This window comes from Streptomyces sp. NPDC088766 (assembly GCF_044750845.1).
Classification (GTDB): domain Bacteria; phylum Actinomycetota; class Actinomycetes; order Streptomycetales; family Streptomycetaceae; genus Streptomyces.
Genome location: NZ_JBIVKQ010000006.1, coordinates 152085 through 175023, shown reverse-complemented (window position 1 = coordinate 175023; position 22939 = coordinate 152085). Strand labels below are relative to the sequence as shown.

The 22939-nt window shown below is 74.3% G+C and carries 16 protein-coding genes; 11 read left to right on the top strand and 5 right to left on the bottom strand.

Translation table 11 applies throughout. The features are described 5' to 3' along the window. Positions 1-27 precede the first annotated feature (27 nt). Positions 28-1497 (top strand): multicopper oxidase family protein, encoded by a 1470-nt coding sequence (locus ACIP5W_RS11315; RefSeq protein WP_401470184.1) that lies wholly within the window; start codon positions 28-30, stop codon positions 1495-1497. A 27-nt stretch (positions 1498-1524) separates the two neighbouring features. After that, the gene (locus ACIP5W_RS11310) at positions 1525-3042 is read left to right on the top strand and encodes an MDR family MFS transporter (RefSeq protein ID WP_401470181.1); all 1518 of its coding nucleotides are present in this window, start codon (positions 1525-1527) and stop codon (positions 3040-3042) included. 89 nt (positions 3043-3131) lie between these two features. Here ACIP5W_RS11310 and ACIP5W_RS11305 read toward each other — a convergent pair whose 3' ends face one another. The 3 genes from ACIP5W_RS11305 to ACIP5W_RS11295 all read right to left on the bottom strand — a co-directional run bounded on the left by ACIP5W_RS11305 (position 3132) and on the right by ACIP5W_RS11295 (position 8111). Then, on the bottom strand, positions 3132-4217 hold the full coding sequence (locus ACIP5W_RS11305; protein ID WP_401470178.1) for a methyltransferase: 1086 nt from the start codon (positions 4215-4217) through the stop codon (positions 3132-3134). Positions 4218-4659: 442 nt separating this feature from the next. Beyond that, entirely contained in the window at positions 4660-6096 is a 1437-nt protein-coding gene (locus ACIP5W_RS11300; protein WP_401470175.1) for a lyase family protein, read from the bottom strand. Beyond that, positions 6093-8111, bottom strand: a complete 2019-nt coding sequence (locus ACIP5W_RS11295) for an FAD/NAD(P)-binding protein (RefSeq protein WP_401470172.1) — start codon at positions 8109-8111, stop codon at positions 6093-6095. Before ACIP5W_RS11295 ends, ACIP5W_RS11300 begins: the two co-directional genes overlap by 4 nt. Positions 8112-8394: 283 nt before the next feature. On the opposite strand from ACIP5W_RS11295, the gene ACIP5W_RS11290 reads away from it, so the two are divergent. From ACIP5W_RS11290 to ACIP5W_RS11280, 3 genes are all read left to right on the top strand, one after another. Beyond that, positions 8395-8610, top strand: a complete 216-nt coding sequence (locus tag ACIP5W_RS11290) for an acyl-CoA carboxylase subunit epsilon (protein WP_401470169.1) — start codon at positions 8395-8397, stop codon at positions 8608-8610. 30 nt (positions 8611-8640) lie between these two features. After that, a complete protein-coding gene (locus ACIP5W_RS11285) occupies positions 8641-10233 on the top strand; it encodes an acyl-CoA carboxylase subunit beta (RefSeq protein WP_401470166.1) in 1593 nt (530 codons plus the stop codon). A gap of 930 nt (positions 10234-11163) precedes the next feature. Continuing rightward, on the top strand, positions 11164-11985 hold the full coding sequence (locus tag ACIP5W_RS11280) for a BTAD domain-containing putative transcriptional regulator (protein ID WP_401470163.1): 822 nt from the start codon (positions 11164-11166) through the stop codon (positions 11983-11985). A gap of 171 nt (positions 11986-12156) precedes the next feature. Here the strand turns inward: ACIP5W_RS11280 and ACIP5W_RS11275 are convergent, their stop codons facing one another. Further along, positions 12157-13062 carry a ParB/RepB/Spo0J family partition protein gene (locus tag ACIP5W_RS11275; protein WP_401470160.1) on the bottom strand — a complete coding sequence of 302 codons (906 nt, stop codon included), beginning with the start codon at positions 13060-13062 and terminating at the stop codon, positions 12157-12159. 925 nt (positions 13063-13987) lie between these two features. Here ACIP5W_RS11275 and ACIP5W_RS11270 point away from each other — a divergent pair. Both ACIP5W_RS11270 and ACIP5W_RS11265 read left to right on the top strand, forming a co-directional pair. Beyond that, on the top strand, positions 13988-14395 hold the full coding sequence (locus ACIP5W_RS11270) for a YciI family protein (protein ID WP_401470157.1): 408 nt from the start codon (positions 13988-13990) through the stop codon (positions 14393-14395). 8 nt (positions 14396-14403) lie between these two features. After that, the gene (locus ACIP5W_RS11265) at positions 14404-15588 is read left to right on the top strand and encodes an RNA polymerase sigma factor (RefSeq protein WP_401470457.1); all 1185 of its coding nucleotides are present in this window, start codon (positions 14404-14406) and stop codon (positions 15586-15588) included. A 494-nt stretch (positions 15589-16082) separates the two neighbouring features. Here the strand turns inward: ACIP5W_RS11265 and ACIP5W_RS11260 are convergent, their stop codons facing one another. Then, positions 16083-16460: an ArsR/SmtB family transcription factor gene (locus ACIP5W_RS11260; RefSeq protein WP_401470154.1), complete on the bottom strand. Its 378-nt coding sequence runs from the start codon at positions 16458-16460 to the stop codon at positions 16083-16085. Positions 16461-16758: 298 nt separating this feature from the next. Between ACIP5W_RS11260 and ACIP5W_RS11255 the strand changes: the two genes are divergently transcribed. The 4 genes from ACIP5W_RS11255 (at position 16759) to ACIP5W_RS11240 (ending at position 22110) form a co-directional block, all read left to right on the top strand. Next, complete coding sequence (locus ACIP5W_RS11255) at positions 16759-18165, top strand: NAD(P)-binding domain-containing protein (RefSeq protein WP_401470151.1); 1407 nt, start codon at positions 16759-16761, stop codon at positions 18163-18165. 462 nt (positions 18166-18627) lie between these two features. Continuing rightward, complete coding sequence (locus tag ACIP5W_RS11250) at positions 18628-20382, top strand: diacylglycerol kinase family protein (RefSeq protein WP_401470148.1); 1755 nt, start codon at positions 18628-18630, stop codon at positions 20380-20382. A gap of 1 nt (position 20383) precedes the next feature. Then, entirely contained in the window at positions 20384-21337 is a 954-nt protein-coding gene (locus tag ACIP5W_RS11245; protein ID WP_401470145.1) for a YihY/virulence factor BrkB family protein, read from the top strand. Between the two features lie 2 nt (positions 21338-21339). After that, on the top strand, positions 21340-22110 hold the full coding sequence (locus ACIP5W_RS11240; protein ID WP_401470142.1) for a phosphatase PAP2 family protein: 771 nt from the start codon (positions 21340-21342) through the stop codon (positions 22108-22110). The last annotated feature ends 829 nt before the right edge of the window (positions 22111-22939 follow it).

Genomic DNA, 22939 nt, shown 5'->3' with positions numbered 1-22939 from the left:
CCGTGCAGACGAGTCCAGGAGAACACCATGATCACCCGACGCAGTGCACTGAGCGTTGCGGTCGCCACCACAGGCGTGGGGCTGACCGGCGCCGCCCTGGCCCCCCTGGTCGCCGCGAATTCGACGCCCGCGAACCCGGCCGCGGCGCCGGCCGCGGCGCAACCGGCGGCCCCGGCCGCGGTGGAGAAGTTCCGCCGGCCCATGCCCCTGCTGCCGGTGAAACGACCGCTGGGCACCGCCGGCAGAGCCGACGTGTACGAGATGACCATCAAGCCCGCCCGCGCGGAGATCCTGCCCGGCATACACACCGACGTCCTCACCTACGACGGCCACTTCCCCGGACCGCTCATCAAGGCCCGCACCGGCCGCCCCGTGGTGATCCGCCAGCGCAACCGCCTCACCGTGCCGACCGCGGTGCACCTGCACGGAGCCGCCGTGCGCCCCGACAGCGACGGCGACCCCATGGACGTCATCGCCCCCGGCGCCGACCGCGTCTACCACTACCCCAACCGGCAGCCGCACGCCCCGCTGTGGTTCCACGACCACGCCCACCACCTCGAGGCGGAGAACACCTACCGCGGGCTGTCCGGCTCCTACCTGCTCACCGACGCCACCGAACGCGCCCTGCCCCTGCCCGCGGGACGCTACGAGGTCGTCATCGCCCTGCGCGACGCCCGCTTCGACGACCAGGGCCAACTCGCCTACGCGATGGGCGACCGCGCCCGCAACACCCTCCTGGCCAACGGCGTGCCCTACCCCTACTTCGAGGTCGCCGCCCGCAAGTACCGGCTGCGCCTGCTCAACGCCTCCAACCAGCGCCGCTTCGACCTGCGCCTCGCCGACGGCGGCCCCCTCGTCCAGATCGGCTCCGACGGCGGCCTGCTCGCCGCCCCCCACACCACCGACCACGTCCCGCTGTCCGCGGGCGAACGCGCCGACGTCGTCGTCGACTTCTCCCGCTACCCGGTCGGCACCAGCGTGGTGCTGAAGAACACCAACGGCCCCGGCCCGGCCGAGGAGACCGGCGAGGTGCTGCGCTTCGACGTGGTGCGCACCGCCGACGACCCCAGCCGCATCCCCGCCCGGCTGCGCACCCTGCCCCCGCTGCCCCGCCCCGACGCCGAACGCGCCGTCGTCCTGCGCATGGACGAGGGCGGCGAACACCCCGGCGCCTACATCGACGAGAAGACCTACGACCCCGAACGCGTCGACGCCTTCGTCAAGTTCGGCACCAGCGAGATCTGGACGGTCACCAACGCCAACGCGCGCGCCGAGCACAACTTCCACCTGCACCTGGTGCAGTTCCGGGTGCTGGAGCGCGACGGACGGCCCCCGCAGCCGGGGGAGAGCGGCCTGAAGGACACCGTCTTCCTCGCCCCGGGCGAGACGGTCAGGCTCCAGGCCGTCTTCGACACCTACCGGGGCCGCTACGTCTACCACTGCCACATGTTCGAGCACGGCGCGCGGGGCATGATGGCCACGATGCACATCAGATGAGGCGTTCTGGCCAGGAGGGGAAAGCTCATGGGCGCGACGACCGGCGAGACCGAGGGCACCAGGCGCGGCCCCCGGCAGCACAGCGTACGCCTGGCGCTGATACCGCTCCTGCTCGCGATGCTGCCCTCCTCGCTGGGCACCACCATCGTCGCGACCTCGATGCCCACGATCGCCGGTGAACTCGGCGGCGTCGCCTACCTGTCCTGGGCCGTCACCTCCTACACCCTGGCCGCCGCGGCCTCCATCCCCGTCTGGGGCCGGCTCGGCGACATGTACGGGCGCACCCGCTGGCTCGTCGTGGCGATGTCGGTCTTCCTGACCGGCTCCGCCCTGTGCGGGCTGGCCCAGGACATGGCGGAGCTGATCGCCGCCCGCACCCTGCAGGGCCTCGGCGGGGGAGGGCTCGCGGTCGGCGTCATGGCCGTCATCGCCGAGCTGATCCCGCCGCGCGAACGCGGCCGCTACCAGGGCATGATCACCAGCGTCATGGTGTTCTCCATGATCGTCGGCCCGCTGATCGGCGGCGGCATCACCGACACCGTCGGCTGGCGCTGGACGTTCCTGGTCAACCTGCCCGTCGGCGCCCTCGCCCTGGTCCTGATCGCCCGTCTGGTGCGGGTGGCCGGCCCCCGCCGCGAGGCCCACATCGACTACGTGGGCGCCGTCCTGCTGGTCATCTGCATCGTCTCGTTCGTGCTGGTGGTCACCTGGGGCGGCGTCAGACACGCCTGGAACTCACCGACGATCCTCGCCCTCGCCGCCGTCTGCGCCGCGGCCCTGGCCGGCTTCGTCCACGCCCAGTCCCGCGCCGCCCAGCCGGTGCTGCCGCCGCGCCTCTTCCGCAGCCTCAACTTCTCCCTGATGTCCGCACTGAGCTTCACCAACGGCTTCGTGATGTTCGGCGCGGTCCTCTACCTCCCGCTGTACCAGCAGGCCGTGCACGGCGTCTCCGCCACCGGCTCCGGCCTGCTGCTGCTGCCGATGCTCGGCGCCCTGGTCGTGGTCTCCCAGTTCTCCGGACGGGCCGTCGCCCGCACGGGCCGCTACAAAGCCCTCCAGGTCAGCGGCGCGGCCGCCATGCTCGCCGGCACCCTGCTGCTGTCCCGCATGGACACCCACACCCCCCGGCCGGCCGCCGCGCTCTTCATGACGCTGCTGGGCGCCGGCATGGGCTTTCTGGGACAGAACGTGATGACCGTCGCGCAGAACAGCGTCACCGCCCAGGACGTGGGCGTCGCCTCCGCCGCGATGACGCTCTTCCGCACCCTGGGCCAGTCGGTCGGCGTCGCCGTCATGGGCACCCTGTTCAACAGCCGGGTGCGCGAGGTGATGGCCCGGCAGACACACGGCACCGCCTCCCTCCCCGACACCCGGCTCAACGCACAGGGCATGAACCGCCTGGAGGCCGGGATGCGCACCGTCTACCGCGGCGCCGTCGCCCAGGGCGTCCAGGGCGCCTTCCTGCTGGCGTCGCTGGCCGCCGGCCTCGCCCTGCTGACCGCGCTCCTCGTGCGCGAGGTCCCCCTGCGCACCGACCGCACCTGACCCCCGCAGCAGCCCCCCCGGCGACAAGGACGGCCCCGCGGCCCCCCAAGCATCAGGGGGCCGCGGGGCCGGAACCGGCACCGGTGCGGTCAGCGCCGGCTCGCCTCGACGATCGAGATCGCCGCCGGCGTCTGCACGACACGCTCCAGCCTGAACCCGGCCCTGTCCAGCAGGTCGCCGTACTGGGCGCGGGTGCGCTCCTTGCCGCCCACCAGCAGCATCAGCCACAGGTCGACCAGCTTCCCCGAGTGCGGGCCGTTCAGCTTGTCGGGGACGACCATCTCCATCACCAGCAGACGGCCGCCGGGGTTCATCGCCTCCCGCACGTTCCCCAGGATCTCCAGGGCCTGCGGCTCCGGCCAGTCGTGGATGATGTGCTTGAGGATGTACGCGTCCCCGCCGCCGGGCACCGCGTCGAACAGGCCGCCGTCCGCGATCGTGCACCGGTCGGACACACCCTGCTCGGCGAGGAAGGCGGCGGCGCCGTTGGAGCCCACCCGGGGGTCGGAGAGGATCCCGCGCGCCGACGGCGTCTTCTTCAGCACGCCGGCGAGCAGGTCGCCCCGGCCGCCGCAGAAGTCGACCACGGTGCCGTAGCGGGCGAAGTCGTAGGCGGCCAGCAGCGGTTCGGTCTCCGTGCTCGACATCGCACCCATACCGCTGGTGAAGACCGCCCCGTACTCCGCGTTGGCCTCCAGGTACTCGAACGCGCCCATGCCGCGCAGCTTGGGCAGGCTCGGCTCGCCGGTGCGCACCGCGTCGACCAGGTGGCCCCAGTCCTCCCAGTGCAGGGGATGCCCCATCAGCCGGGCGATGCCGTACATGGACATCGGCGCGTCCTCGCACAGCGCCCGGGCCATCGGGGTCAGGGCGAACCGCCCGTCCTTGTGCTCGGCGAAGATGTCGTAGGTCGCCAGCAGCCGCAGCAGGCGGTGCAGCGCGTCGGGGTCCGCACCGGTCTTCTCGGCGATCCGCTCCGGCGCCAGCGGGCCGTCCACGAGGGTCTCCGCGACCCGCAGCTCGGCGGCCACGTAGATCGCCTGGCTGACCATGGCCCCCTGGACGAGTTCCAGGAGCGCGAACGGCGGCGGTGCGAGCTTGCGCGTCAGACTCTGCAGAGCTGCGCGCACCCCTTCGACGGCACGGACGACACGGGCGGGCGGCAGTGGCGGCATGGCATTCCTCCGGCTGGGGCGATGGCGTGACGGTTGCGAACGGGCGTAGGGGGCAGGGGAGAGCACCTTTCGCGAAACTCGCAGCGACCGGCGGAGCGGCGCTGGAGCATGTCTCGAAGGACGACGGGTCGCCCACCCGCCCCGGAAGAACAACCGGCGCGGAAGAGCGGCAGAGGCCGCCGCAGGCCCCGCCCCGCCCGGCCCGCGGCGCACCCGCACGGCGGGCCCGGTCCGCGGCGTACCCGCATGCCGCGTCCGGTCCGCGGCGTACCCGCATGCCGCGTCCGGTCCGCGGCGTACCCGCATGCCGCGTCCGGTCCGCGGCGTACCCGCACGGCGGGCCCGGCCCGCGGCGTACCCGCATGCCGCGTCCGGTCCGCGGCGTACCCGCACGGCGGGCCCGGCCCGCACCCGTACGACAGCGACGGCCGCGGTCCGCCCCTCACCCCCGCAGCGCCCGGTCCACCAGCGGCCCCGCGGCCCCGGTGTACCGCCCGGGATCCAGCAGCTCCGCCAGCTCCTCGCGGCTCAGCACACCCTCCAGCCCGGGGAATGCGGCCAGCACGTCGCCGAGCGCGCGACCGCTTCGCCGCGCCTGCTCCAAGGCCTGGCCGAGCAGCTCCCCGGCCGCCGCCTTCCCCAGCCGGGACGCCAGACACGCCGAGAGGCGCTCGGAGACGATCTGCCCGCCGGTCGCGTCGAGGTTGTCGCGCATCCGCCGCGGATGCACGCTCAGGCCCGCCGCCAGCTCGGCGGCCGCGTGCGCGGCGCCCCCGGTGAGCCGCAGGCACTCGCGCAACGGCTGCCACTCGGCGTGCCACAGTCCCGCCGAGCGCTCGTCCTCCGCCGGCAGACACTGCGCCAGCACGCAGCTCAGCGCCGGCACCTGCACCGCCGCCGAGCGCATCAGGGTCGCCAGGACCGGGTTGCGTTTGTGGGGCATCGCCGACGACACCCCCCGGCCGGCCCCGGCGGGCTCGGCGACCTCGCCGATCTCGGTACGGGCCAGCACCTGCACGTCCGCCGCCATCTTGCCCAGCGCGCCCGCGGTGTAGGCCAGGGCCGCGCCCAGATCGGTGACCGGCGTGCGCAGCGCGTGCCAGGGCAGCACCGGCCGGGCCAGGCCCGTCTCGGCGGCGAACGCCTCGACCAGATCGTCCACCACCTCCTCCACCTGCTCCGGGCTGCCGCCGGCGCCGCCCGCGGCCTGCCCCGCGTACTGCAGATAGCCGGCCAGGGTGCCGGCCGCGCCGCCCAGCGACACCGGCAGCCCCTCGCCGGCGATCCGCTCCAGGCGCGCGGCCGCCTCCAGCACCAGCTGCCGCCAGCCGGCCGCCTTGAGCCCGAACGTGGTGGGCACGGCGTGCAGGGCCAGCGTCCGCCCGGCCATCGCCGTGTCGCGGTGGGCGGCCGCCAGCTCCGTCAGGGACGCCGCCGTGGCCCGCAGGTCCGCGACGATCGGCCGCAGGGCCCGCGCCGCCACCAGCATCGCGCCGGTGTCGAAGACGTCCTGGCTGGTGGAGCCGCGGTGCACGTACTCGGCGGCCTCCGGCGCCTCCTTGCCGACCAGGCGGGTCAGCGCGGCCACCAGCGCGACCACCGGGTTCGCCGTCCGGCGGGCGGCCAGGGCCAGTTCCCGCACGTCGAAGTGCTCGGCCCGGGCGGCGGCCGTGATCGCCGCGGCGGCCGCGGCGGGCACCGTGCCGCAGCGGGCCTGGGCCCGGGCCAGCGCCGCCTCCGCGTCCAGCATGGCCTGCAGCCAGGCGGTGTCACCCACCGCGGCCTCCACCTCGGTGCCCACCCGCACCGGCGACAGCAGCCCGGCGTCCGGCTGCACGCCGGGGATGCGATCGGCGGGTTCGCTGCGCGTCGTCCTCACGGATGCACCTCTCTCGGGCCGGGAACCACCGCAATGCCGTCCACCGCGTCCGGCGCCGGGTGCAGCGGGGCGGGCAGCGCCAGCACCGCCGCCGCGATGGCGTCGGAGTCCTCCAGCGTCACCGACCCGACACCGGGCCGTATCCCCGCCGCCGTCACCCAGTGCACCGACTCCGTGGGCACCCCGAACGCGAAGCGCCGCGGATGCGCCGCCCCCGCACCGTCCAGCAGGTGGTACGGCCGCACCGACACGGCCAGCCCGCCCGTCTCGTAGCCGCCGTCGCCGTCGCCGCCGATGCGGTAGGGGCGGCACTGGCCCGCCTCCAGCAGCCGGCGCATCAGCGGATCGGCCGTACGGCGCAGATCGGTCCCGGGCAGCCGGGCCTCGATCAGCGCGGTGGCCCGCACCCGCACGCCGGGAACCGCGGCCGACGTGCCGACGAAGACGGCCTCCCCCTCCTCGACGCCGGTGCTCACGTGCAGGCCGGGGCCGGTCACGTCGAGCACCCCGGCCTCCATCAGCGCGATCATCTCCTCCACCCGCCCGGCGGGCGGGCCGATGGACAGATAGGCGTTGAGCGGCGTGTACCACCGCTCCAGCTCGTCACGGTGCGAGGCCGCCTCCAGCCCGCCGTGGTCGACGGCCAGCCGGATCTCGTTGCGCAGGTCCCGCAGCACGTCCAGAGCGGCCTTCAGCGGCCCGTGCACGTTCCCCCGGCGCGCCTCGGCGACGTCACGGACCAGATGGTCGCGCAGCCAGGCACGGAACTCGGCCGGGCCGGCGAAGGAACGCGCGGCGTACGGACGGGAGAGGACCCCCCAGTCCCAGCGCTCGTCCCGCCCGATCCCGGCGGCCTCCAGCACGGCGTCCTGCGCCCGGCCCGGTGCCGCCCGCAGGAAACGCGACGCGAAACGGGCCACGGCGGCCGCCTCCTCGCCCCGCGCCCTCAGCAGCGCCTCGTAGTAGACGCTCTGCACCTCCGTGGAGATCATCGGCCACAGCACGTCGTTGAAACGCAGCGGCCCCGCGCCCGCCGCGCGCAGCGCCGCGACCCGTTCCACGGTCAGCAGCCGCGGCCGGTAACGGCCGTGCGCACCCTTCTCGTTGTCGCCGCGGGAGTGGTACGGCACCCCGCGCCGCGAACCGGCGAACATCCGCGGTTCCCGGCCCGACGGCCGGTACACCAGCCGGCCCCCCACCCGTTCGAACGTGCCGCCCCGGGCGTGGGTGAACAGCGACATGTAGTCGAAGAAGTTCAGCCCCAGCCCGCGCAGCAGCACGGGCTCGCCCGGCGCGATGCGCGACAGGTCCACGTCCGCGGGATTGGCCGGCGCGACGTAGACCAGACCGTGCCGGGCGGCGAACTCCGCCAGCACCCGCTCGCGCCGCCCGGGACGGGCGGGGACGTGCCCCTGCGCGAGCACCACCGCGGACAGCCCCGTCAGCCGCGTGCCGTCCTCGAGCACCACGGTCTGCGGCCCCGCCCCGCCGGCACCCCCCGGCCCGCCCGCCGGCGGCTCCTCCTCCAGGGCCACCGCCCGCACCCGGTGCACCCGCACCACCACATGCGCCGGCGCGTTCGCGACGACCTGCTCGAACGCCCAGGTCAGGTACCGCCCGTACAGGGCACGGGTGGGATAGGTGTCCGGCCCCAGCGCCCGGGCCTCGGCCAGGACGTCCTCGTCGCGGGGCGTGGCGGGACCGGGCGGCAGCGAACCCCGGTGGAGCGCCCTGGCCCACTCGTACAGACTCGGCCCCTCCTCCAGCGGGCCCCGGATGCTGACACTGCCGTCGGTGTACACCGTGACCTGCGAGGCGACGGTGTTCATCAGCAGGTGCGGCGACTGCGAGGGCCGCCACACGCGGCCCGCGCCGGGCGGTTCGGGTTCGACGACGTGCACGCCCACCCGCTCCCACAGCGGGGACTTGCGCTCCTGCGCGCACAGCCGCTCCAGCAGGGAGAATCCGCGCGGGCCGGCTCCGACCAGGCACACCTCGGTGCGCCGGCCGCTCACCACGTCGTTCCGCCCGGCGCATCGTCGTCAACCAAGGGGCCTGTGGGCATGGTCGCGTTCTCCTTGTCACGCAGGGCCTGCCGGCCTTGAGAACAACCGCCGTCCGGTGCGCACCACACTCCCCGCGGCGCCGGGAGGAACGCTCAACCAGCACTCGCGTCCCGTTGGAGGCCCGCCGCCCGCCGCCGCCCGCCGCCGGCCGGCACCGGCGGATGTCGAGCAGGACACCAGCTGTTCTGCAGGAGCGGGCCCCACCGTGGGGGAAAACCCCAGGAGGTGCCCCGTGGAAGAACGGACCGCCCACGCGGTGCGCGTGGAGCGCGGATCGGCCGACGAGGCGGAACTGGCCGTCGTCACGGTGGTGCTGATGGCCGCACTGGCCGGACAGCGGGCGCGCGCGAGCCGGCACAGCCGGGACACCGCACCGCGGCCGGCCGCCGCGCAGTGGCACCGGTGGGACCGACTCGCGGCCTATCAGCCGCCGCACAGCTGGCAGTAGCGGCCGGCCGGAGGCAGGAAGGGACGCAACGTGACCCTCATCGACGACGTCTGCCGCCCACCCGCCGAGGGAGACGACTCCCGGGGGCGGGCGGCCGGGCTGCGCGCCGTGCGCCGACGCGCCGTGCACGGACCGGGAACCGCAGCGACCCGGGCCCAGCACGCCAAGGGGAAGCTGACGGCACGCGAGCGCATCGCCCTGCTGCTGGACGAGGGCTCCTTCTGCGAGATGGAGCAGCTGCGCACACACCGGGCGACCGGCTTCGGACTGGAGGACCGCAGGCCCTACACCGACGGGGTGATCACCGGCTGGGGAACGGTGGAGGGACGCACGGTCTTCGTCTACGCCCACGACTTCCGCATCTTCGGCGGAGCACTCGGCGAGGCGCACGCCGCCAAGATCCACAAGGTGATGGACAAGGCGATCGCCGCCGGCGCCCCGCTGGTCTCCCTCAACGACGGCGCGGGCGCGCGCATCCAGGAAGGCGTCTCGGCACTGGCCGGCTACGGCGGCATCTTCCAGCGCAACACCCGCGCGTCCGGCGTCATCCCGCAGATCTCCGTCATGCTCGGCCCGTGCGCGGGCGGCGCCGCCTACAGCCCGGCGCTGACCGACTTCGTGTTCATGGTCCGCGACGTGGCGCAGATGTTCATCACCGGCCCCGACGTGGTCAAGGCCGTGACGGGGGAGGAGATCACCCACGACGGGCTCGGCGGCGCGGACGTGCACGCCCGCACCAGCGGCGTGGCGCACTTCGTCCACGAGGACGAGGAGAGCTGCCTCGCCGACGTCCGCTACCTGCTGTCGATGCTGCCCCAGAACAACCGCGAGAACCCACCGGTGGTCAGCACCCAGGACCCGCCGGACCGGCCCTGCGAGGCCCTGCTGGACCTGGTGCCCGTGGACGGCAACCGCCCCTACGACGTCTGCCGGGTCATCGAGGAGATCGTCGACGACGGCGAGTACGTCGAGGTCCACGAGCAGTGGGCACGCAACGTGGTCTGCGCCCTGGCCCGCCTCGACGGCTCGGTCGTGGGCATCGTGGCCAACCAGCCGCAGACACTGGCCGGCGTGCTGGACATCCGGGCCAGCGAAAAAGCCGCCCGCTTCGTGCAGATGTGCGACGCGTTCAACATCCCGATCGTCACCCTGCTGGACGTGCCGGGCTTCCTGCCCGGCACCGACCAGGAGCACGGCGGCGTCATCCGCCACGGCGCGAAGCTCCTGTACGCCTACTGCAACGCCACCGTGCCGCGGATCTCACTGATCCTCAGAAAGGCCTACGGCGGCGCCTACATCGTCATGGACAGCCAGTCCATCGGCGCCGACCTCACCTTCGCCTGGCCCACCAACGAGATCGCCGTGATGGGCGCCGAGGGCGCCGCGAACGTGATCTTCCGCCGCGCGATCGCCCGGGCGGCGGACCCCGAGGCCGAACGGGCACGTCTGGTGAAGGAGTACCGGGCCCAGCTGATGCACCCCTACCACGCGGCCGAACGCGGCCTGGTGGACGACGTGATCGACCCCGTCGACACCCGGCGGGTCCTCGTCTCCTCCCTGAGGATGCTGCGCACCAAGCAGATCGGCCTGCCGCTGCGCAAACACGGCAACCCTCCCCAGTGACCGCCGGGCGGACCCGCCGAGCGGGCCCGCCCGCCCACGCGGCAGCGCCCGCCACCGCCGGACCCACGCGGTGGCGGGCACTGCCGCGTGCGCGGCGGCCGCGACGGCCATGGCGGCAGCGGCGGTCGTGACGGCCGCGACGGCCATGGCGGCAGCGGCCGCGGCAGCCGGGCCTGTGCCGTGCCGCCCGGCGCGCCCCACGCCCCCGGCGGCACGGCACAGGCCCGGCAGCGGGCTGTGAGCCGCACGGGGCCCTGCCCAGGCGCACCCGCGGGGCACCGGCGGCCGGCCGACGGCCTCCCGCCCCCGGCCGACGGCCTTCCGGCCGGCGCGGCCCGCACGGCGGGGGAGAGCGGGGGAGTGCCGGCCGGCGGGTGAGGACCGCCGGCACCGGTCGTCCGCGCAATCCGGCGGAGCGCGCCGGAAGAGGGCCGCATTTGCGTGGCCCGGGCCGCCCTCACCTGTTCACCGGCCAGGACGCCGGACGTTTCCGAACGGGAATGCGCCGGACACGACGCCATGCCGGACGCCGGTCCGGCGCACCGGCCGGACGGCGATCAGGGTGACCTTATTACAGCTGCGCGCGGGATGGGAGACCCCCGTCCGGAAGGCCGGCGGAGGTAATTCCTCCGTTTGAACAGCCCTTGACCTCCTCGGACACGGCCTGAGGGAAGCACTTGCCGCACCCGGCAATGAGTCGACACAATCCCGCTGGTCCATGAGTTATCGGTGGACAACGGCGAAAGCACCATTAGAGGGACAACCGAAAAGCGGTGGAGTATCCGCGGATCCGGGTCGCGCCAACGGTTAACGTACTCGACGGCTCGGTGAGCACAGAGAGGCTGCGGAGTCTGCCAATGCGACATGCGCTGCAGATCAGATTCGGTGACGGCTCGCAAGCGCGAAGCCGCCGGATTCTAGGAGGAATCTGTGAGGGTAAAGGTCCTCGGCCCGCTTGGTGCCGATGTCAACGGTGTGAATGTCGTACCAACCGCAAGTAAGCCCCGGCAGATACTGGCGCTTTTGGCCCTCTATCCAGGGCGGGTCGTTCCGATCTCGACGCTCATGGAGGAGATCTGGGGAGTCGACCTGCCCGCGAGTGCCCTGACGACGCTGCAGACGTACATCCTCCAGCTGCGCCGGCGCCTGGGCGCGGCCATGGGCCCGGACGCCCCGGGCACCGCCAAGGACGTCCTGGTCACCCGGTACGGCGGATACCTCCTCCAGATCCCGCCCGAGCAGGTGGACGTCCACGAGTACGAGCGCCTGGTGAGCGCCGGGCAGCACGCGTTCGACAGCGGCGACGACCTGATGGCGGCCACCCTCTTCCGGCGGGCGCTCGACCTGTGGGACGGGTCCGCTCTGGTCGACGTACGGATCGGCTCCGTGCTCGAGATCGAGGCGACCCGCCTGGAGGAGAGCCGCCTGGTCACCATAGAACGGCGGATCGACGCCGAGCTGCGGCTCGGCCGGCACTGCGAGTTCATCGCCGAGCTGACCGACCTGATCGCTCGGCACCCCCGGCACGAGGGCCTGCACTCCCAGGCCATGGTGGCGCTGTACCGCTCGGGCCGGCAGGCATCGGCCCTGGGCGTCTACCAACGCCTGAGAACCCGTCTGATCGAGGATCTGGGAGTGGAACCCTCCCCCCAGTTACAGCGGCTCCACCAGGCGATCCTCACCGTCGATCCCCGGCTGGACGTGATCGCGGGACGCCAGCCCTCCTCCACCTTCGGCCGCTACGCGAGCTGAGCGGCCGGCGCAGGCGGTGTCGTCGGCGGCATCCGCGGATCTCCCCGCAGTGCGTCCTCCCCGCGGGGGATGCCGCCAGCGGCGTCACGACGAGGTCATGACGCCGCACACCCTGCCGGGGGCGGGGTGCCCCGCAAGAGCCGGGACACGCGGGTCGACTGCGGAATTTCCTCAGTTGGGCGCCTGCGAGCACTCGTCGCAGACCAGCTCCATGCGCATCGCGATACGGTTCCACTGCGCCGCGCACGCACGCGCCAGAGCGGCGATCTTCCGCGCCTGATGAGCGGGCGCCTGCAGCACCAGGACGGGATCGGTCCTGCGGATGATGCGGGCTTCCAGCCAGCGGATCATCTCCCGGCCGTCGTTGCTGTACTTCAGGGCGGGGTCCCGTTTCAACGCCTCGAGCTGGGCGACGGGGTCGACGAACGAGCCCATCGGGTAGAGGCCGGCCTGCGCCGCGCGGACGCCCGCCTCGGCGCCCGCGCCCGGCGGCGGGCCGTCGTCCCTGCCCGACCGTTCCTGCGCGTCCCGGACCGCCGGCGCGGACACACCGGCCGGCTCGGCGCTCTCCCGCGCGGCGGTGTCCGGCTCCTCGGGGACGATTCCGGTGGCCTTCGGGCGGCCCTTGTGGGAATTGAGCGGCCGGACCCGGCCGTCGCGCCCGACCCTGAGCGGAGCCTGCGCGATCTGTCCCGCGTATTTGCGGCGTAACACCCCGACGGTCTTGCCGGAAAGGCCGGTCTTCACGGCGACCGCCCGGTCCGACCACTCGGGGAAACTCTCCAGGATCCTCATCGCCGACTTCTTGCGGTCGGAGAGGGTCAGCGCCAGACCGTGTTTCATGTTCAACTCGATGGCGAGCAGGAACGCTTCCCGCTCCGACCCCTCGAAGTAACGGGCCTCGACGGTTTCCTCACCGTTCAGACGGGCCGCGTGCAGCCGGTGCATTCCGTCGACGACCTTCATGGTCGAGCGGTGCACGATGATCGGCGGGAGTCTGTCGGGGCACGCGGCCAGAGCACGCACATGGTCCGGGTCGATTCCGGTCAGACGAGGGGAATCGGCGTCACGGGGCATGTCGATCGGAATCCGGATGACTGAATCAGAAAGCTCGGCCGAGTGATCCAGTCTGACAGGCCGACACATCTGATCTTGAGGAAGTCCGCCTCCGGGGTTGGTCTCCCCCGGCATGCCGATCATCACGCTGCTTCTCCCCCCGAACCGAAGCGCATATGCGGCGACAGTACCATTGCGATTCCGCCACGAACAGAGCACTCTCCGGAACTTTGTACGAGCGTGTTATGTCAGTTTTTGTCGGGCGGGGTGCCGGGACTCCCCGGACGCCCCTGCGGCGTACCGGCGGGCCCGCCGGGCCCGGCGGGCGGTCGGACCGGCGCCCGCCGCCGACCGCTCTGTCCGGCGTCGACGCCGCCGTGGGCGGCCCCGGAGATCCTGGCCCGCAGGCCGTCCACCGGCCGGCGCCCGGGCCGCTCGGCGCACGCCTCCCACAGCCTGCGACACGCACGGATATCCCGCCACGGCGGCCCGGTGCGCAACCGGTACGACATCCCGCCGACGCCCCTGCGGCGGCCGCCCCGACCACCGCCGGCCCGTCCCCGGTTCAGCGCCCGGACCCGAGCCGGACCCGCCCCGTCACGCTGCGCTCCGCAGCACCTTCGACGCCCTCGGCGCGGGCGGCGTACCCGGCGACGGAGCGACCGCCGCGCACCAAGGCCCCCCGAGGCCGTACCGGCATCGCGAGGGCCGGCCGGCCACTGCTCGCACACGCGCCGCCTGCCGCAGGTGTCCCCGCCGGTGCCGGCGGTCCGGGACCCCGCGGGCCCACGTTTTTGTCCCGGGACCCGGACACCGCCGGGCGGCTCACCCGGGCTCCTGCGCGAAAGCCCGGAAAAAACCGGACGGCGATGTCGAGAACCCGCGTCCCGCTCCGTCCCCGGGGTGAACGCGACCACAATGGGTCGTACCAGCGAGGAGAACCACGATGGCCAAGTACCTGCTGCTCAAGCACTACCGCGGCGCCCCGGCCGCGGTCAACGACGTGCCGATGGACCAGTGGAGCCCGAAGGAGATCTCGGCGCACGTGCAGTACATGAACGACTTCGCGGCCCGGCTGGAGAAGACCGGCGAGTTCGTCGACGGCCAGGCACTCGCCCCCGAGGGAACATGGGTCCGCCACGACGGCGAGGGGCGCCCGCCGGTCACCGACGGACCCTTCGCCGAGACCAAGGACCTCATCGCCGGCTGGATGGTCATCGACGTCGACAGCCACGAACGCGCCGTCGAGCTGGCCGGGGAACTGTCGGCCGCCCCCGGTGCCGGCGGCAGGCCGATCCACGAGTGGCTCGAGCTGCGCCCGTTCCTGACCGCGCCGCCCACCATCACGGAGTGACCTCACCCATGGACGAGGCCCTGCTGCGCAGCCTCATCCCGAGCGTGCTCACCGCCCTCGTCCGCCGCGGAGCCGACTTCGCGGCGGCCGAGGACGCCGTGCAGGACGCCCTCCTCGAGGCGCTCCGGGTCTGGCCGGCCGGCCCCTCTGCGAGCTCTCGGCCTCGCCCGAGCAGGGCAGAGCCCCCTCGGGACGCCAAGGGCTGGCTGGTCACCGTGGCCTGGCGCAAGTTCCTCGACCGAACCCGGGCGGACACCGCCCGCCGCCGGCGTGAAAACCGTGTCCAGGAGGAACCGGCGCCCGGCCCGGCGCCCGCGGTGGACGACACACTCCAGCTCTACTTCCTGTGCGCCCACCCGTCGCTGACCCCGGCATCAGCGGTCGCGCTCACCCTGCGCGCCGTCGGCGGGCTGACCACCCGCCAGATCGCCCGGGCCTATCTGGTGCCCGAGGCGACCATGGCGCAGCGCATCAGCCGGGCCAAGCGCACCGTGGCCGGCGTGCGCTTCGACCGGCCCGGCGACGTCGCCACCGTGCTGCGCGTCCTCTACCTGGTCTTCAACGAGGGCTACTCCGGCGACGTCGACCTCGCCGCCGAGGCCATCCGGCTCACCCGGCAGCTCGCGGCCCGCGTCGACCACCCCGAGACGGCGGGGCTGCTCGCCCTCATGCTGCTCCACCACGCCCGGCGCGCCGCCAGGACCGCGCCCGACGGCACTCTGGTGCCGCTCGCCGAGCAGGACCGCGACCGGTGGGACACCGCGGCGATCGCCGAAGGCGTCGCGATCCTGCAGACGGCCCTCGCCCGCGACCGGCTGGGCGAGTTCCAGGCCCAGGCCGCCATCGCGGCCCTCCACGCCGACGCCCCCACCGCCGAGGAGACCGACTGGGTGCAGATCCTCGAGTGGTACGACGAACTCACGCGCCTGACCGACAGCCCCGTCGTCCGGCTCAACCGCGCGGTCGCCGTCGGCGAGGCCGACGGACCACGCGCCGGCCTGGCGGCACTGGCCCAACTGGACGCCTCACTGCCCCGCCACACCGCGGTGGCGGCCTACCTCCACGAGCGCGACGGCGACCTGGCGAGGGCGGCACGGCTGTACGCCGAGGCGGCCCACAAGGCACCCCACCTCGCCGAGCGCGACCACCTGACACGCCAGGCCGCCCGCCTCAACACCCTCCGACGCCGCTGACGGGCCTGACCCCCTGCCACACCGGCCCCCTGCCACACCGACGAGGTGCCCGACAGCCGCGCCGCCCGGCCCCGGCGGTTACCGGCCGGGGCCGGGCGGCCTGGACGCCTGTTCCCGCGCAGGCTTTCGGGGCCGGGGCGAGGACGACGGCCCCCGCGACGACGGCCGTCTGCGGGCATCCCGGCTGTCGTGCCTTCCGAGCACCGACGTGGCCGGCCGAAGCGCACAGCGGTGCGGCCGGCCACCGCGGCCACGACGGTCCGGGCGGTGGACGAGCCGCCCTGAGCCGAGCCGGGCCTGCCGGTGCGCGATCCGGCGGACCGGTTTCGCCTTTGTGCGGGTCATCACACGGCTTCGGTGCGGCCGGCCCGCGGCCGTGCGGCCCCGGGCCGGCCGTGGCGGGCTTCATCGGCGTGCAGGTGATCGGCGGCGGCCGGCTCGGGACGCCGCGAGAAAGGTCGCGGCACTTCTGCGCCGGAACGGGGCGCCGGGCGTCAGGCAGCCGCCGGCACCATGGCCAGCAGCTTGCCCATCGATGCCAGCACCGAGGGCTCCACCCGGTAGTACACCCAGGTGCCGCGCCGCTCGGAGGTGAGCAGCCCGGCCTCCTTGAGCTTCTTCAGGTGGTGGGAGACGGTCGGCTGGGAGACGCCGACGTCGGAGATGTCGCACACGCACGCCTCGCCGCCCTCGTGCGAGGCCACGGCGGAGAACAGGCGCAGCCGTACCGGGTCGCCCAGTGCCTTGAACATCCGCGCGGCCGTCTCGGCCTCCTGCGCGGTGAGGGGACGCTCGGTGAGCGGGGGGCAGCACGGCGCCACGGCCCCGGGCGCCTGGGGTTCCAGCAGCGGCAGTGCCTTCGCATTCGACATGTGTCTATGTTGACATACGTCGAACCAGGGCGGAGGGGGTCCGCGGGGGAGGTGGGTGGCCGGGTCTGCGGGGAGAGGTGTGCCGGGCTCGCGGGCAGGGGCCCGCCGGGCGCGGGCCCGCGGAGGGACCCCCGCGGGCCGGCGTCCCCCGCGGGCCGGCGTCCCCCGCGGGCTGGCGGACCCCCGCGGGCCCGCTCCCCCCAATGATTCGATGAATGTCTATGTTGACGACTGTCGATGTCAGTGCCATGCTGGCGGCGCAAGCCATCGACGAATGTCGAAACAAGAGGAGTCGATCGTGAACGCGCCTGCCACCGCCGACCTGCCCGTCGTCGTGATCGGAGCCGGGCCCACGGGCCTGGCCGCCGCCGCGCACCTCGTCGGACGCGGCATCGAGCCGCTGGTGCTGGAGGCGGGCCCGGTCGCCGCGGCGGCCGTGCGCGCATGGTCGCACGTGCGGCTGTTCTCGACCTGGGGCGAGGTCGTCGACCCGGCCGCCGAGAAGCTCCTGGCCCCCACCGGCTGGACCCGCCCCGACCCCGCCGCCCACCCCTGCGGCGGAGACTGGGCCCGGCTCTACCTGCAGCCCCTCGCCGACGCCCTCGGCGGGCGCGTGCGCACCGGCGCCCGGGTCACCGGCGTCTCCCGCGCGGGCCGTGACCGCATCGTGGACGCCGACCGCGAGGAGCAGCCGTTCGTGGTCCACGTCGAGCACGCCGGCGGCCGCGAGGAGCGCCTGTTCGCCCGCGCGGTCGTCGACGCCTCCGGAACCTGGGGCACCCCCGGCCCCGCCGGCGGCAGCGGCCTCGCCGCCCTCGGCGAGCGCGCCGCCGCGGAGCACGTCACCTATCGCGTCCCCGACCTGAAGGACCCGGCCGTCCGCGCCCGCTTCGCGGGCCGGCGCACGGCCGTCATCGGCACCGGCGCCTCCGCCTTCACCGCGCTCGCCCACCTCGCCGACCTGGCCAGGGCCGACGACGGGGCCGGCACCAAGGCGGTATGGATCCTGCGCCGCGGCATCTCCGGCGCCACCTTCGGCGGCGGCGAAGCCGACCAGCTCCCCGCCCGCGGCGCCCTCGGCCTCGCGGCGAAGGCCGCGGTCGACCAGGGCCACGCCGACGCGGTCACCGGCTTTCGCACCGAGGCGATCGAGCGGGACGGCGACGGCCGCCTGGTCCTCCTCGCCGAGGACGGCCGCCGTCTCGACGCGGTGGACGAGGTGATCGTGCTGACCGGCTTCCGCCCCGACCTGTCGTTCCTGTCCGAGATCCGCCTCGGCCTGGACGAGCGCCTCCAGGCACCGGTCGCCCTCGCCCCGCTGATCGACCCCAACCAGCACTCCTGCGGCACCGTCCACCCCCACGGCCACCGCGAACTCGCCCACCCCGAACAGGGCGTCTACCTCGTCGGCATGAAGTCCTACGGCCGCGCCCCGACCTTCCTGGCGATGACCGGCTACGAGCAGGTCCGCTCCGTCGCCGCCGCCCTCGCGGGCGACCTGGAGGCCGCCGACAAGGTCGAACTCACCCTCCCCGAGACCGGCGTCTGCGGCGGTGCCGGCCTGTTCGACGCCCCCGAGGCCGACGAGACCGGCGGCTGCTGCACCCCCGCACCGCAACTGGTCCAGCTCACCGCCCCCGCCGCCCCGCCCGTCACCGCGGCGGCCGGCGGCGAGGCGCCCGCGGGCGGCTGCTGCGGATCGTGACCGGCCCCGACACCGTTCCTCATCAGTGAGCAGGAGCGGGCCTTGGACCCGAACCCGCGCATCTGGCGCATCCCGGACGGCTGTCGATACACCGCTCGCCCGCGTTCGCTCCGCGTCCGGCGGCACGCATCCTGTGCGTGGTCCGGGAACGCGGGGGCGGGGTTCCTCACGCCCGCGGGGTTCCTCACGCCCGCGGGGTCCGTGTCCGGCCCGGGCGGTCCGATGCCCACGACGACCGCTCCGCTCGTCGTGGGGCGGTGCCGTCCGTCGCCGGACACGGTGCCCGCGGGCGCGTCGTGCGATCGCCACGGCAGCACCGCCGTGGCGGGACGCCGGACGCCCACGACACCGTCACAGGTCACCAGGAGCAGGTCTGCACGCCCGTATCGGGGGCATCCGGCGGTGCATCGGCCCGACACCTCGGGCCGACACGCCGTACCGCGCCTACCCGTGGGAGACCTGATGCCGACCGCCGCACCGGAAAGACCGGCCGAACTTCCCGGCGGGAGACCAGGAGCCGGACCGACCAGCCGCTCGTTCACGCTGCCCCGCGGCACCGGCCGGACCGCCGCCCGTGTCGCGGCGCTCACGGTCTGCCAGGGCGCGCTCATGGTGGGATTCGGGCTGCTGATCACCGGGCCCGCCCGCGGGCTGTGGCCGATGACGGTCGAGGACGACGTCAACGAGGGCCTGGAACACGCCCGGACCGGCACCCTGACCACCGCCTCCCTCTTCGCGTCGGAGGCCGGCAACACCCTCACGGTGATCGCCGTCACCGTCCTGACGTGCGCGGGACTGCTCCTGATCCCCCGTCTGCCGATGTGGCGTCAGGCGTCCTTCCTCGCCGTCGCCGTGTCGCTGCAGTCACTGGTCTTCCTGGTCATCACCGAGGCGGTGGACCGCCACCGGCCCGAGGTGCACCGCCTCGACGCCTCCCCGCCCACCTCCAGTTACACCTCGGGCCACACCGGGGCGGCCACCGCCCTCTACGGCGGACTCGCGGTGCTCGCGCTGTCCCGGCTCCGCGGGCCGTGGCGGCGGATCGCGGGCGCTGTGCTGCTCATCGTGCCGGTGCTGGTCGCCCTCGCCCGCCTCTACCGGGGCATGCACCACCCCACCGACGTCGTGGGCGGGCTGGCCAACGGCAGCCTGTCCCTGCTGATCGTCGGCCGCGCCCTGCTCACCGGCGCCACCGTGACCGCGCCGGCCGGGGCGCGCCCGGCACCGTCCCCGGCGAACGCGGGCACGCGCCCGCACACACCGGGCCCGGGCCGCACCGTGGTCGTCTTCAACCCCACGGTGACCGGTGAAGCCGACCGCGAAGCGCTGCGGCAGGTCCTGGAACGCCACGCCCACCGCGCACCGGTGTTCACCCCGACCACGGCCGAGGACCCCGGCACCGGCCAGACAGCCGGCGCGCTCCGGGACGGCGCGGAGCTGGTCGTGGTCTGCGGCGGCGACGGCACCCTGCGGGCGGCCGCGGACGCCCTGGCCGGCAGCGGCGTACCGCTGGCCGTCGTGCCCTGCGGCACGGGCAATCTGCTGGCCCGCAACCTCGGACTGCCCCTGACCCCCACCGACGCCCTCGAGGCCGCACTGCGGGGCACCCCCCACCGCATCGACCTCGGCCGCGTCGAGGGCGACGGCCTGCCCGCCACCCACTTCGCCGCCATGTCCGGAGCCGGCCTCGACGCCGCGGTCATGGAACACACCGACGACCGCGCCAAGTCCGTCCTGGGCTGGCCCGCCTACGTGCTGGCCGCCATCGGCACGCTGCGCACACCACGGATGCGCCTGACCCTGCGGCTCGACGACGCACCCGCCGTGCGCCGCACGGCCCGCATGGTCCTCATGGGCAACGTCGGGACCGTGCAGGGCGGGACGACGCTCCTGCCCGCCGCCCGCCCCGACGACGCCCTGCTCGATCTGCTGATCCTCGACCCGCACGGCGTCGGCGGCTGGACACGCGCGCTGACGACGCTGGTACGCGGCGGCGCGAAGCCGCCCCGGCCGTCCGCCGTGGACACCACCACGGCGCAGGACGGCGACAGGAGCGGCGTACCGGTGGAGTTCCTCACCTTCCGGCGGGCCGAACTGGCCTTCGACTCCCCGCAGTCCCGAGAACTCGACGGTGACCCGGTGACACCGGGCCGCCGGCTCACCGCCGAGGTCAGGCCCGGTGCACTGACCGTGCTGCTGCCCGCCGGAGGCCGGTGACATGGGCACCGCGACCAAGGTCCCCGAGACCCGCGACATGGCCGGCGACGAACTCTCCGCCGACGAGGCGCTGGCATCGCTGCGCCGCTACGGCCGCTGGGCCCTGCTGCGCGACGCCTTCGTCCGCTTCCGCTACGCCGACGGCTTCACCCACTCCCGCGCCCTCGCCCTGCAGACCGTCCTGTCGGTGATCCCGCTGGCCATCGCCTTCGTCGGACTCTCCACCACACTGCACACCGAGAACATCGGCCGCGTCGTCGAACTGACGATCCACCGGCTCGCCGAGGGCCCCAGCGCCGACGTGGTCGACGACGCGCTGGACCGCAGCCGCCGCACGGCCGGTGACGGTGCGAAGGTCGCGCTCTGGTTCGGCCTGATCTTCTCCCTGGTCAACACCACCACCGCGATGTGCCAGGTGGAGCGCGGCGCCAACCGGATCTACGGCAACGAGCGCGACCGCCCCTTCGGGCAGAAGTACCTGCGCGGACTGGTGATGTCCGTCAGCGCCGGACTGCCGCTCGGCCTCGGGTTCATCGTCATGGTGGCCGGCGGCGACCTGGCCTCCGCGGCGGTGACCGTCTACCGGCTCGACGAAGACGCCCGGACCGCCTGGGAGATACTGCGCTGGCCCTTCGGGCTGCTGCTCGCGCTCATCTCGGCCAGCGTGATCTTCCGCAGGTCGCCCCGCCGCAGACAGCCCGGATACACCTGGCTGGCCTTCGGCGCCGCCGTGTACCTGGTGCTGTGGACGGCACTGACCTGGCTGCTGAGCCTGTACCTGCGGATCAGCGGCTCCTTCGACACGGTCTACGGCCCGCTCAGCGCCTTCATGTCCCTGCTGCTGTGGGCCTATCTGACCTCCATCGCCCTCTTCCTCGGGCTGGCGTTCGCCGCGCAGCTGGAAGCCGCGCGCGCCCTGCGCTCCGACCCGATCGAACCCGACCCCGGAGTCTGAACATGGTGGTGCGAGCCGCGGTCCTGCACCTTCGAGACCGTCGCCGTCGGGCAGCCGACCGCAGATTCGGCGCCCGCCTGCTGGGAGCGGCCGCCGTCGCCGCCGTCGCCGCGGTGCCCTTCGCACTGCTGCTGGTCCTCGTCGAGGGCCGGTGGCAGCCGCTGCGCCGCCTGGACGCGGGCGCCGCGCGGCGACTGCACCACACGGCCGTGACACATCCGGCGTGGACCGACGTCCTGCGCTTCCTCTCCGACTGGGTCTGGGACCCGGCCGTCCTGCGCACGGCCGTCGCGCTGCTGACCGTCTGGCTGCTGTACCGCAGGGCCTGGCGGCTGGCCGCCTGGTCCGCCGTGACGGCCGTGGCCGGCGGCCTGACCGGGCTCCTGGTCAAGACGGTCGTCGAGCGGGCCAGGCCCTCCCTGGAGGATCCGGTGGCGCACGCTCCGGGCTTCTCCTTCCCCTCGGGGCACGCGATGACGGCCACCACGTCGTTCGCCGTCCTGCTGCTGGTCCTGCTGCCCCTGGTGCCGCGCGCCTGGCGGCCCCTGTGCTGGTGCGTCGCCGTGGTGTCGGTGATCGGGGTCGGCTTCACCCGGGTCGCGCTCGGTGTGCACTGGTTCAGCGACGTGGTGGGCGGCTGGCTGCTCGGCCTGGCCGTCGTCGTCCTCACCGCCTGGGCCTTCGAGGCCTGGCGCGCGGAGGCCGGCCGGGGCCGGGCCGAGGTGAGCGAGGGACTGGAGCCCGAACTCGTCGACGCCCGCCCCGAGCCCTGACCGGCGACAGGACCGGCCACCAGGGTCCAGGCCCGGCCGGCCGCATCGTGGGGGACCGGCGCCGACGGCGCCGAACGGCCGCCCGACCCTCACGGAGCCGGAGGACGACTTTCTGCCCGCTGCCCGCGGCGCCCGCGTGAAGGAGGGCGCCCGGTGACCCCTTTCCCCGCCCTGCACGGGCCCGCCCGGCAACGCCCCGCACCATCTGCGCGGCCCGCTGCCGTTCGTCCACGGGGTGCGCGGCAAGTCGCACGAGGCGATCGCCGAGCGGTTCGCCGCCTTCGCCGCGGCCGGGCTCCTCGACGTCCCCGCCCCCCACCCGCCGCCGGCCGGTTCCCCGCACTGGCCTTCGGCGTCGCGCCGGACAGGCGCGGTTCTGCCGACGCCGCGCAGGACACCCGCGTCCGGCCACCCGCCGCCGGGGGAGCGCGGACCTTCCTCCCCGCATGCCGCACCGCACAGTGCGGGGACGGCAGGAAGCCACCGCGCACCGTCAGTCCACGCTTCCTGCCTCCCGGGGCGCTCGCCGCCCCCGTCCGCCGCCCCGGCGGCCCGCGCACACCACGTCGGCCGGCCGAGACCGTGACCGTCCCGGCCGGGCACCGCAGGCTCCGGTGTCCGGCCGGGTGCGAGGGCGGCCGGGTGCGAGAACCGCACGGCCCGGTGCCGGGTGGCCGGCAAGAACCCGCGCCACCGCGGCGGCGGGAGGGAACGGGCAACGGACGCAAGCCGCCGGCTGCTCCGTCAGGCCGACGCGGAAGTCACGAGGCGCTCGGCGCGCGCGCCCGCACCCCGCCCGGTGCCCGCCCGCGGCCCCGGCCCCGGCATC